The organism is Mycobacterium sp., from assembly GCF_050701515.1.
Lineage (GTDB): Bacteria > Actinomycetota > Actinomycetes > Mycobacteriales > Mycobacteriaceae > Mycobacterium.
In genome coordinates this window covers 1-12159 of record NZ_JBOGDB010000177.1, presented here as the reverse complement: position 1 = coordinate 12159, position 12159 = coordinate 1, and the positions used below count along the sequence as shown (strand labels likewise).

Sequence of the window (12159 nt, the reverse complement as noted above, 5' to 3'; positions counted from 1 at the left end):
CGCTTACGCGCCGAAAAACACTGAGATGGGGTTTACGAACATCGGCGACACCGATGCCACCGTTCTCTGGATTTTTGATCGTCCAGGATTCGAGACGTATGTCCGCGCGACTTCGGTTGAACGCGATGAGGCTCCGGTACCGATGAGCGTGGACGAGATGCTCGCTATTCGCGAACGGTACAAGGATGTGCTGGTCTTCCCGGAAGTGTTCGGAGAAGGCTCGGAAGGATATCCGACGACCTGATGTCCCAGTCATGGCACGTGGTGACCGACGCGCAATCCCTCAAAGCGGCACTCGACGCTGGTGTCTCGCACATTGAGGTCAAGGGAGAGATCACCGGCTCGCCGATGGTGACGCTCGCTCCCGGAGTCAAACTGCGCGGTGGGACATTGACATTCGGCGCCAAGGGGATCCGTCTGACTCGAGACAATGAACTCAGCGACGTAACCGTCAACGTGCCCGTCGACGAGGTGGCCATTCTCAATGACACCAGCGTTGCGAGTCTGGGAACCCTGCGCCTCCGCGACGTCCGCACGACGGGCCAGGTGCTACTCCTCGCTGCCGACAATGTCGGCGGCGGACATGTGCAGGTGGAGGGACTGCACGTGGATCGCGCCGATGTGCGGGGCCGACCGCAACGTCCACACGGTTTCGGATGCGAAGCCTTGCAAGGTGCTTTCACGCTGTGGAACACCCAGGGCGACGCGTCAGTGGTCATCACCGCCGAGCTGCTCGATATCAGCGCCGGATCTCCCGAGCATCCGATCCGCGGGACCGGCGTGTTCGTCGGCGGTCACCACAACTGGGACGGGCTTGCCGACGGTGGACGAGTACAGGTCACCACGTTGCGAACCGGCGACGTCTATACCAACGGTGGGATCCCAGCGGCGACCCCAGACCTCATCAGCGGCGGCGTCTTCGTGATCAGCGGTGCTCACGTCGGCGAAGTGCTCAATACCGGCACGATTACCACTGGCGGCCAGAACGACATGGTGCTGGATAACTGGGGGTCCGTCGACACCTGGATAGCACTGCAGCCGATCACCTCTCACGGTGCGAGTGGTATCGGCTTCGTCAACTTCGGTGATCTGGGCCGACTCGACGTTCGGGCGCCTGTGACAACTTACGGAACCGGCGCGCGCGGTTTCAACCTCTACGCCGGGTCGCTGCAGCAGGCATCCTTTGCCAGTATTGCCACCCATGGCGACGGTTCGATCGGGGTCCAGATCAGCAAACCACTGCCGTTGTTGGAAATAGCCGAAGACTTGACTACCAGCGGCGGTGAGGGGCTGAGCCTGGTCAAGGGCGTGCAGATGAAACTGAGTGCAACCGCGCTGAGCGTCCAGCCTGGGGCGGAGGCGAGTCGAATCGCCGTCGGCGGCGAAATCCGCACTGCTGGTGACTCCATCGTCACCGTAAGAATCGAAGGTGTGGTCGACAGTCTGGAAGTCGCCGGTGGGATCTCGGCTCTCGGAAGGGATTCCGACGCTCTGCACGTGCACGGCGAAGTCGGCGGCGTCGATGAGATCGCGCTCTCTGCCCCGCGCGGTGACGAGTTGGTGCTGACCTAGTGCCGAGAATCGCGCCTCCCGCCCGGTAGCGTCCGTCGGGTGAACGACGTCTATGCCACCAGCGCTCGCCTGGACCGCATCGTCGATTGCAACATCCACCTGTGGGACCAAACACTCAACCCGGTGTTCTGGCTCTCGGATCGCAACTTGCTGCGCTCGATGCTCGGTGATTACGACTCGCTACCAGACCGGTACACCGTGGACGACTATCGGGAGGCAACCTCGGGCCTCGCCATCGATGGCGCCGTGTGGTCGGATCCCGGAACCGCCGATCCGCTCGCCGCCATCGACTGGGTCCGCAATCAGGACGACCACGGGCTGCTGGTTGGCCTCGTGACCCTGGCCGACCCGGACGATCCGAGCTTCGCCTCCCTGGTTGACCAGGTCCGCGACATCGATCTGGTCACTGCCATACGGATTCGCCTCACCGACAGCTTCGGGAGCACCGGAACCGCGCGAGCGCCCGATAACCACCTCGACTCGCTCGGTGCCGCGCTTCAGCTGGTTCATGAGGCCGGGCTCGTAGCTGTCATCGAATCCAGCCCCGGTCAGCTCGGTGTGGTGACCGACCTCGCCCGGCGCCTTCCCGACCTGCGGATGGTCGTCGACCACTTCGGCTGGCCGGACGACTTGAGCGCCACCGGACGTCGCATCCACCTGGCGCGGCTGGCGCCGCTTGCCGCCCGGCCCAATGTGGCCACCCGCATCGACGCGATCGGCACCATCTTCGGTTCGTGGACCACCGAGGCAATCCGGCCGTGGCTGGAGGGGGTGGTGGACCTGTTTGGCGCCGAACGTTGCATGTTGGGGTCGGACCTACCAATCGAGACGCTCCGATCTACCTTCAGCCAGCTGTACCGCGCTTACCACGAAGTGTTTGCCGGTCGATTCGCCGACGAGCGCGCGCAGCTGCTCAGCGCCACTGCCGTCGATTGGCTGGGAGCCCCGAGGGTGTCCGCCTAAGGCGGCGGAATAGAAGTTGGCGGTGATTGCTTTGTATAGCTAACATATGTGTTTTGCCTGTGCCGTGCCATGGATCTGTAAGCGAAGTAGATGACGACTGAGATCGAGACGACCAAGCCCCCGCTGGTAGCCGACGCTGACGCGGCAATCGCGGAAACCGACCGTCGACGCCGGCGAATCGACCACGACCACCCGTTCTACAAGTGGGTCGTGCTGTCCAACACCACGCTCGGCACGCTGTTGGCGACCATCAACGCATCGATCGTGTTGATCTCGCTGCCGGCCATTTTCCGCGGTATCGGCCTCAATCCGCTGGCCCCCGCCAACGTCAGCTACCTGCTGTGGATGCTGATGGGCTACCTGGTGGTTACCGCGGTGCTGGTGGTGTTGTTCGGCCGGCTCGGCGACATGTTCGGCCGGGTCCGCATCTACAACCTGGGATTCATCGTCTTCACGGCCGCGGCGATCGCGCTGTCGTTCGACCCGTTCCATCTCGACGCCGGCGCGTTGTGGCTGATCGGCTGGCGGGTGGTCCAGGGCGTCGGCGGCGCGATGTTGATGGCGTCTTCGGCGGCGATCCTCACCGACGCGTTCCCGTCCAACCAGCGCGGGATGGCGCTGGGAGTGAACATGGTCGCCGCGGTATCCGGGTCGTTCCTCGGCCTGCTGATCGGTGGCGTGCTCGCGGAATGGGACTGGCGCGCGATCTTCTGGGTCGGTGTGCCGATCGGCATCCTCGGCACCATCTGGAGCATGCGCTCGCTGAAGGAACTCGGGGTGCGCACTCCCGGGAGGCTCGACTGGGCGGGCTGCCTGACGTTCGGAGTCGGGCTGACCGCATTGCTCGCCGGAATCACCTACGGCATCCAGCCCTACGGCGATTCCACGACGGGGTGGGCCAACCCGTTGGTGCTGGGATCGATCGCGTTCGGGCTGGCATTGCTGGTGGCCTTCTGCTTCATCGAACTGCGGGTAGCCCAGCCGATGATCAATGTCCGGCTGTTCCGATCGGCGGCCTTCGGGATGGGCAACCTCGCCGGCCTGATGTCCTCGGTCGGTCGCGGCGGTTTGCAGTTCATGCTCATCATTTGGCTGCAGGGGATTTGGTTGCCGCTGCGCGGATACGAGTTCGAGTCCACGCCGCTATGGGCCGCGATCTACATGCTGCCGGTGACGGTGGGCTTCCTGATCGCCGGTCCGCTGGCCGGCTCGCTCTCGGATCGCTTCGGCGCGCGGCCCTTCACGGTCGGCGGGATGCTCCTGATGGCCGTGTCGTTCATCGCGCTGGTGCTGATTCCGGTGGACTTCGACTACTGGGTGTTCGCCATGCTGATCTTCCTGAACGGGCTCGGCGGCGGCATCTTCACCGCGCCCAACACCGCCGCGATCATGTCCAGCGTTCCGGCCGCCGAGCGCGGCGCCGCGTCCGGTGTGCGCGCGACCTTCTTCAACGCCGGCTCGTCGTTGTCGATCGGCATCTTCTTCTCCCTGATGATCGTCGGTCTGGCCAACACGCTGCCCACCGCTCTGAGCAGCGGGCTGCAGGAGCAGGGCGTGTCCGGCTCGGTGGCGCACGAGGTGGCCAACTTGCCGCCGGTCGGCAGCCTGTTCGCGGCGTTCCTCGGCTACAACCCGATAGAGGAGTTGCTCGAGCCGTACCACGCGTTGCAGCAGCCCGGTGTCAATGCCGAGGTGCTGACCGGTCAGGCGTTCTTCCCGCATCTGCTCACCGAGCCGTTCCACTCGGGGCTCGCAGTGGTCTTCGTCGCCGCCGCGGTGATGATGCTGATCGGCGCGATGGCCTCACTGTTCAACCCGGGCCGATACGCCGGGGCCGACGACGGAGATTAGGTCAGATTCGGTTTGTGGCCGGATTGGGTACTCGATCCACATGGTTAGTACCGATCACCGGCCCCCCGAAATCCGACAGCAAGCCGAGCACCATGCTCACCAGGCGCAAGAGGCGATGGACGCCCGGCGAGATGAACAAGACGGCGGCCTGGCCGGCTGGGTGGCCGATCGGGCCGGCGAGTGGAATTTGAGTGGTCCGGATGAAACCACGATGCAGCGGCAGAAGTTCTTCTGGAATGCGCTCGTCGACTACTGGTTCCGAATGGAGATGGACGGCTGGGAGAACCTGCCCGAATCGCCGGTGCTGTTGGTGGGCATACATTCTGGTGCGCCGTTTGTCTGGGATGCCTGGACGGTGGGCGTCCAGTGGTGGCGACGCTTCGGCCAAGACCGGCCGTTGCATGGCACTGCTCACGATGCATTGATGGCAATTCCGGTTATCGGTAAATACTTTCGCGCCATGGGCGTGCTTCCCGCGGCCCCGGATTCCATGGCGACAGCGCTGGCGGCGGGGCGAGACGTGGCGGTGTGGCCCGGCGGCGAGGTCGATTCACTGCGGCCATGGCATGAACGCGATCGGGCAAATCTTGCCGGCCGCAAGGGGTTTGTGAAGATGGCGATCCGCGCCGGTGTGCCAATCGTGCCCATCGCGACCGTCGGCGGCGCCGACGCGATGCCGGTGCTGATTCGCGGCGACCGAGTATCGCAACTGCTGCGGTTGGACAAACTGTTGCGGCTGAAGGTATTTCCAGTGGCGATTTCGCTGCCATGGGGCGTAGCGCCGGCGGCATTGCCGCAATTCCCGTTACCGGCAAAGATCAGAACTCGACTTATGCCGCCGGTTGAACTCGACAATGATCCCGAGCGGGCCGATGATGCCGCGTACGTCGAGGGCAAGTACTGCGAAGTGCAGGACAGCATTCAACGGGGCATGACCGCGCTGGCGCGCAAACGCACGCTCCCGCTGTTTGGCTAACCGCAGACTTCTAAATAGAATTTGCCAGCACACTCACCGGAATGGGCTGTGAACCCCGACATTTGCCGATAAGCTAACGCAACTCATGGAACGTGCCGGTTCGGGGGTGCGGACAAGGTGAACAGCGTCTATCGACGCCAGCGTCAATCAGGGCCTTCTGCCGTGCTCGCGCACCTCCTCGCACAGGCATCCCTCAGCAAACGACGGAATGGGAATCCAGCGATTCGCTTGCGTCTGATGGCGCAAAAGCGTTGAAACCAGGAGCACCCACCATGGCAGCCCCCGTACTGAGCCGTCCAGTGGAGTGTCGCGCGATCGATGACTTCTTGGCTTCGGCGTCGGTCGAACCCACGGCCTTGATGGTGGAGGGCGAGGCGGGGATAGGCAAGACCACGCTGTGGCTGGCCGCCGTGGATCAGGGTTGCGAGAAGGGCTTTCGCGTCTTGTCGGCTCGCCCCGCTGCGGCGGAATCGGTGCTCGCGTACGCCTCGCTGGCGGACATGCTGAACGAGGTCGACCCGGACGCATGGGCGGAACTACCCGAACCGCAGCGGGTCGCGATTGACCGGGTGCTGTTGCGCGCCAAGGGAGATGGCAACGCGACGGACCAGCGCGCGGTGGCCGCTGCCTTTCTGTCGGTGATCAAGGGTCTGGCGGACCAGACGCCGGTGTTACTGGCGATCGATGATCTGCAGTGGCTCGACGCCTCCAGCATGCAGATCATCGGGTTTGCGGCGCGGCGGCTTTCGGGCCGCGTGGGTGTGCTTGGCACCGTGCGCACGGAACCGGACGGCCCGTGCGACACATCGTGGCTGCAATTACCAGGGCCCGGGGCGGTTCAACGGATCGCATTGGGTCCCCTGAGCCTCGGTGGTATACGCGAGGTCGTATCCGAACGCCTCGGCCGGGAGGTGTCGAGGCACGCAATCGTACGCATTCACGAAGTGTCTCAGGGCAATCCGTTCTATGCCATCGAGCTGGCTCGTGTGATGGATGACGACACGCCGAGCTCAGAAGTGCCCCTGCCGGCCACGCTCACAGAATTGGTGCGGACCCGGATCGGCAGCCTCGGCGCCGATGTGCAGAACGTCCTGCTTGCGGCGTCCTGTGTCCCCGCGCCCACGGTCGAACTGATGGCACGCACCACCGGCCATGACGAGGAGCGCCTCGTCGGGTTGCTCGCTGTCGCGGAAGACAAGGGAATCGTGACCATCGATGGCCACCGGCTCCATTTCACGCACCCGCTGTTGGCTAGGGGCGTCTACTCCGAGGCCACTGCCGCCCAACGCCGCAACATGCACCGGAGGCTCGCCGATGTCGTCGAGGAGCCGGAGCTGCAAGCCAGGCATCTAGCCATGGCGGTCGCCTGGGGCGACCCAAACACGTTGAAATCTTTGGATAGAGCCGCCGAGCTGGCGCGCGCGCGGGGGGCACCGGCCGCGGCGGCCGAATTACTCGATTTGGCGATCAGGTTGGGCGGTGACACGGCCGAGCGGCGGATCCTATTGGCGGCGAACCACTTCGACGCAGGAAACGCCGCGCGGGCAAGGGTCTTACTCGAGGAAACCATCGCCGCACTGGAGCCTGGCATACTCCGAGCGCAGGCATTGAGCCTGCTGGGTCCGGTGCGAATTTTCGACGATAGTTTCGTTGAAGGCGTGGCCGCCATGGAGCGCTCCCTGGACGATGCACCCGACGATCTGGCGCTGCGCGTGCCGACCTTGATCACAATGCTCATACCCCTCTTCAACACCGGCGAGCTTGTAGAGGCGTCGCGTCGAGCGGAGGACGCCGTAACAGACGCAACCCGCCTAGGGCATCCGCTGCTGCTCAGCCAGGCGATCAGCTTGCGCGTGTTTCTGCGATTCCTTCGCGGCGACGGCCTTGACGAACCGAGTCTGCGGTCGGCGCTGGAGATGGAGGACCGCTACACCGGCAGCGCTATCCCTTCCGGCTTTCAGGTGATCGTGCGGCCATGCTCACATCACGCGATCCTGCTGAGCTGGTCCGGGCAGCTCGAGCGCGCCCACAAGGAGATGCTTTTCTTCCGGCGCAACTGCATCGAGCACGGCTTGGAGCACGAGTGGATATACGCCACCTACTACAGCGTTCAACTCGAGATCTGGCGGGCGAACTTCGGCGAAGCCGCCGAGCTCGCCGAGCAGGGCATGGAAAGGGCGTTGCAGATCGGCGGCGAGGTATCAATAGGGGGGGCCCTGACGTGGCGCGCAGCGCTGGCCGCCTATGCCGGAAACCAACAGCAGGCCGACTCCGACGCCAACGCGGCGCTAGCGGCGATGCAGCGGTGCGGCGCGCACATGTTGGAGAGGTGGCCAATCGCGATCACCGGCTTTCTCAATGTGTCAATGGGCGACTACGCAGCGGCGTTGGCCACGCTCGAGCCGCTGCTGTCGAGTCTGGACATGGATGCAACGGAGATATACCTGGCGGAGTTTGTTCCAGACGCCGTTGAGGCGATGGTCCATCTCGGCCGGCTTGACGATGCCGAGCCGTTCGTCGACGCGCTCGAGCGCAACGGCCGTCGGCTGGACCGGCCGTGGATGCTCGCCGTCGGCGCACGCTGTCGAAGCATGCTGTTGGCCGCCCGCGGCGACGTCGACGCGGCAACCGTGGCCGCGCAGGCGGCGTTGACCCACCACGAGCGGTTACCGATGCCCTTCGATCGGGCCCGTAGCCAACTGCTCTTGGGCCAACTGCAGCGTCGACAGCGCCGCAGGGACGCTGCCACGGTCGCCCTGCGTGAGGCGCTGACCGCGTTCGAGGCGATGGGTACCCCGCTGTGGGCCGATCGGGCCCGCGCCGAGCTGGACCGCACCACCGCCGGGCACGACCGCTCCGGGAAGTTGACGGTATCCGAACGGCGGGTCGCCGAGCTGGCGGCCTCGGGGATGACGAACCGGGACGTCGCGGCGGCGTTGTTCATCAGCCCGAAAACCGTCGAGGCAAATCTCGCTCGGGTCTATCGCAAGCTCGACATCCACTCCCGAGCCGAGCTGGGCAGGATGATCGCGCGAGCCAAAACATAGGGAAACACCCGATGCGGCGGCGTAGACGCACTCAATAGCGTCGAGCCATGTCGACGTATAACCCACACCGCCATGGCGTTGGCCGACGCATGGCGGAAGCCCTGGCCGCCGCACTGCTCCTATCCGGCTCAATGCTCTCGGGCGCGTTGTTCGTGTCCGCACCGCCCGCGATCGCGATGCCCGATAACGACAACGACGGCATCGAGGATTGGCGTGAGCAGCGCGCGGTCTGCTCGGATCCGAAGTTGTACGACACCGACTACGACAAGCTTTCCGACGGCAAAGAGGTTGAGCTCGGTACTAACCCGTGCCATCACGACCCCGACGACGACAATTTCCCCGACAGCAACGAGGTCCAAAGGGGCACCGATCCATTCAAGGCCGACACCGATGGCGACGGCGTCAACGACGGCGACGAAGTCTTCCGTGATCTCACCGACCCGAAGGTGCCCAACAACGGCGCCGGCCAGGGTGGCGGCGAGGAGTGCCCCGGCGGACTGCCCAACGACTGCGACGCCGACGGCATGTTCGACGAAGACGAGATCAACGGCTGGAACGAGAACGGCTACAGGACCGATCCGAAGAAGGCGGACACCGACGGTGACGGGGTTAACGACGGCGCAGAGGACGACAACGGCACGAATCCCCTGGACTCCAACGATAATTAGGGTCAAGCCGAAGTTGACGCAATGAGCATCCACGCGCCCACCCTGCCGTGCTACCTCGTGGAGTGGTACCGGCCCGAGCTCACCGCCGGCCAGCTCGACCGCACAGCGGCCAAGCTGGAGGACTGTGCTGCGACGATGCGCGACGAAGGCTCATCCGTACGGCTGCTGATGACGCTGGCCGTGCCCACCGACGAGGTGCTCTACGGGGTGTTCGCCGCCCACTCGGCGAACACCGTTTCAGAGACCTGTCGCCGGGCCGGCATCCCCGCCGAGCGGCTCACGAAAGCAGTGGACGCGCGCATTACCGGTTAAAAACGGCAAAAAGATAGGGAAACACCCGATGCGTAGGCCTACTGCCACTTCGTAACGTCAAGTCACAAGATAGGCAAGGTAGGAAAGAATCATGACCATTCAACGCGCGATCCGTCGCCCAATTCGTCCTGTCCTCGAACTAGCGACGGTCGGGATCTTGGTGGCGTCCGGATCGGTGCTCGGGCCCGGCATCCATCCTGCGGGCGCCCTTCCGGGAGAAGGCGATCAGCCCGATCGCGGCGCCGAGCCGCCCGTGGTCCAGAACGTGCGCACCGAGGGGGACACCGCTTACGTCACCTTTGTCGACAACTCCGCCCGCGAGTCGGGCTACAGGGTCATCGCGTGGGGCAATCCCGTCGACGACACTTGGACGAACGATAAGCAGGGTCCTGTCCAGGGCAACGGGCGGATAGCCACCGGTACGGTGACCGGCATTCCGCCTGGCGTGCCGATCTGTGCCCGGGTCGAGGTGAAGATAGATTGGGACGACAAAGTTGGCGCTATCTCCTTCACGGATTACCTAAGCTCCAACACGGTCTGCACCGATCCGGTGACTGCCCCGTCGGACGTGGCGCTACAGAACATCCGCGGAAACGCGGCTCCCCAAGCCAGCCGATCTCCTGCCTATCTGGTCGCCTTGCGCAATCCTGGCGGCAACGACGCGAGCGGCATCACGGTCAACGTATCGACATCGGGGGTGGCGACGCTGGGTGATCAGGCTGCAGTAGCGGGCGGCTGGGCCGCAAACGGCTTCAGCTGTGCGCCCAGGCCACCATCCGGTGGTGAGACCTCGGCGCTGACTTGCACGGGGGGCAATCTGAAAAAGGGTGAGGAAGGCGCTCCCGCAGTGATCGTGCGGTTTACCGGTCCGGGGTTGGGCGCCATCCACGCACAAGTCAGCGGTGCCGGCGACAACACTCCGGGTAACAACGGCACAGCGCTCAATGTGACGGCCAGCTAGGCGAGTTCGACCAAGACCGGCGCATGATCGCTGGCGGCCTTGCCGTTTCGCTCCTCGCGGACGATCTCGGCGTGCGTCACGCGTTGCGCGAATGCCGGTGAGCCGAGGATGAAGTCGATGCGCATTCCCCGGTTCTTCGGGAACCGCAACTGGGTGTAGTCCCAGTAGGTGAAGACACCCGGCCCCGGCGTGAAAGGCCTTACCACGTCGGTAAACCGGGCGTCGACGATCGCGCTGAACGCCGCACGTTCGGGCTCGGTGACGTGTGTGCTGCCGCGGTAGAACTCGACGCTCCACACGTCTTCGTCGGTGGGCGCGATGTTCCAATCACCGGTGAGCGCGATCTGCGCCGTCGGATCGGCGGCCAACCACTTGTGCGCCGTATCCTTCAGCGCGGCAAGCCACTCCAGTTTGTAGCCGTAGTGCGGCGAATCCACCGTCCGGCCGTTGGGCACATACAGGCTCCACACCCGTACGCCGTCACACGTGGCGCCCAGCGCCCGCGCTTCGGCCGCCGCTTCCACCTCGGGCTTGTCGCTCCAGGTCGGCTGGCCGTCGAAGCCGACCTCGATGTCGTGCAGGCCGATCCGCGACGCGATCGCCACGCCGTTCCACTGGTTGAAGCCGCAGTGCACGACCTCATAGCCGATGGCGGCGAACGGCATGGTGGGGAACTGGTCGTCGGCGCACTTGGTCTCCTGCATGGCCAGCACGTCGACGTCGGCGCGCTCCAGCCAATCGGTGACGCGGTCGACCCTGGCCCGGATCGAGTTCACGTTCCAGGTGGCCAGCCGCATGTCTAAAGGTTACGGGCGTCGATATAACGGGTCCGGTGCTGAGTGGTGAAACCCATCGACTCATGCAGCTCGATCGCAACGGCGTTGTCAGCCAATACCTGCACATAGGTGCGGGTTGCACCCTGCTGCGCACCCCAGGCCAGGAGTGCCGAACACAGGGCGCGCGCGTGGCCGTGGCGGCGCTGGTCCTCGGCCACCCGGACGGCGGACAACCCGACCCAGCGGGTGCCGTCGGGCGTGACGGTCACCGCCGCCCGCCCGACACCGGCGGCGCCACGGGTGGCGAACACCACAACGCCGTCGATGACGGCGGTCAACACGTCCACGGGAATCTTTCGTTCGTACATCCGCAGCCACTGTTCGTCGGGTCGCGGTGCCAGCTTGACCGTTGTGTCGGGCTCGCCGTCGGGCAACTCGCGCACCATGACGACCGTTTCGAGTTGGACCGGAACGTCTTTGGCGAGCCGCAGCAGCCGGTCGGGTACCGCGAGCCACGGGGTCTGGCCGCGGTGGGCGTACCAGTCGATGATCGCGGGCAGTGCGCCGGCGTCGGCCTCGACTCCAAGCGGCACAGCGGAATTTGCCCGGTGCGTGTGGCCGTTCGCGCTGCGCAGCAGCCAGCCGTCCAGCCACCGCTGCTCGATGCCTGACCAGGCCATCGCCGCGGCGTGCTCGGTCGCCCGGATCTGCGATGTTCGCACCGGCACCGCCGTAAGGGCCCGCACCGCAACGACGTCCCCGGGCGCAATCTCCACCACCGCACCGGTTTTCGTCTGCACCCGCACCCGCGGATCGGTTTGCATCAGGTGGCCGATCACGTCGGTGAGCGGCGGCACCGACCCGGTCGGCAGCCGGTATCGCAGACTGACCCTGGTGCCCACCGCCGGCAGATTGGGCACCATCAGTGACCGAACGGATCCGGGTCCTCGCCCGGCATCCACGTCAACCCCGGCACCCCCCAGCCGTGAGACTTCACCGCCCGCTTCGCGCTGCGGGCGTGCCGGCCGATCAA

Annotated in this window: 11 protein-coding genes and 1 pseudogene; 9 read left to right on the top strand and 3 right to left on the bottom strand. The window is 65.0% G+C overall.

Translation table 11 applies throughout. From position 1 onward, the window contains the following. The 9 genes from ACRDU5_RS14840 to ACRDU5_RS14800 form a co-directional block, all read left to right on the top strand. Positions 1-244: hypothetical protein (locus ACRDU5_RS14840; protein ID WP_526615355.1), on the top strand; the 244-nt coding region annotated here is incomplete at its 5' end. A 17-nt stretch (positions 245-261) separates the two neighbouring features. After that, entirely contained in the window at positions 262-1572 is a 1311-nt protein-coding gene (locus tag ACRDU5_RS14835; protein ID WP_526615353.1) for a hypothetical protein, read from the top strand. 39 nt (positions 1573-1611) lie between these two features. Next, entirely contained in the window at positions 1612-2535 is a 924-nt protein-coding gene (locus tag ACRDU5_RS14830) for an amidohydrolase family protein (RefSeq protein WP_526615352.1), read from the top strand. A gap of 90 nt (positions 2536-2625) precedes the next feature. Continuing rightward, the gene (locus tag ACRDU5_RS14825; RefSeq protein ID WP_526615351.1) at positions 2626-4386 is read left to right on the top strand and encodes an MFS transporter; all 1761 of its coding nucleotides are present in this window, start codon (positions 2626-2628) and stop codon (positions 4384-4386) included. A 40-nt stretch (positions 4387-4426) separates the two neighbouring features. After that, a complete protein-coding gene (locus ACRDU5_RS14820; protein WP_526615349.1) occupies positions 4427-5362 on the top strand; it encodes a lysophospholipid acyltransferase family protein in 936 nt (311 codons plus the stop codon). Between the two features lie 272 nt (positions 5363-5634). Then, the gene (locus tag ACRDU5_RS14815; RefSeq protein WP_526615348.1) at positions 5635-8409 is read left to right on the top strand and encodes a helix-turn-helix transcriptional regulator; all 2775 of its coding nucleotides are present in this window, start codon (positions 5635-5637) and stop codon (positions 8407-8409) included. 47 nt (positions 8410-8456) lie between these two features. After that, positions 8457-9077: a hypothetical protein gene (locus ACRDU5_RS14810; protein WP_526615347.1), complete on the top strand. Its 621-nt coding sequence runs from the start codon at positions 8457-8459 to the stop codon at positions 9075-9077. 21 nt (positions 9078-9098) lie between these two features. Further along, a complete protein-coding gene (locus ACRDU5_RS14805) occupies positions 9099-9389 on the top strand; it encodes a hypothetical protein (RefSeq protein WP_526615345.1) in 291 nt (96 codons plus the stop codon). A 91-nt stretch (positions 9390-9480) separates the two neighbouring features. After that, positions 9481-10350: a hypothetical protein gene (locus ACRDU5_RS14800; RefSeq protein WP_526615344.1), complete on the top strand. Its 870-nt coding sequence runs from the start codon at positions 9481-9483 to the stop codon at positions 10348-10350. On the opposite strand, the gene ACRDU5_RS14795 is transcribed toward ACRDU5_RS14800, so the two are convergent. The 3 genes and pseudogenes from ACRDU5_RS14795 to ACRDU5_RS14785 all read right to left on the bottom strand — a co-directional run. Further along, positions 10347-11147 (bottom strand): exodeoxyribonuclease III, encoded by an 801-nt coding sequence (locus ACRDU5_RS14795; protein WP_526615343.1) that lies wholly within the window; start codon positions 11145-11147, stop codon positions 10347-10349. The two genes, ACRDU5_RS14800 and ACRDU5_RS14795, sit on opposite strands and share 4 nt — an antisense overlap. Positions 11148-11149: 2 nt before the next feature. Beyond that, positions 11150-12046 (bottom strand): N-acetylglutamate synthase, CG3035 family, encoded by an 897-nt coding sequence (locus tag ACRDU5_RS14790; protein ID WP_526615342.1) that lies wholly within the window; start codon positions 12044-12046, stop codon positions 11150-11152. A 2-nt stretch (positions 12047-12048) separates the two neighbouring features. Beyond that, positions 12049-12159, bottom strand: a pseudogene (locus tag ACRDU5_RS14785) (peptide deformylase); the annotation flags it as partial.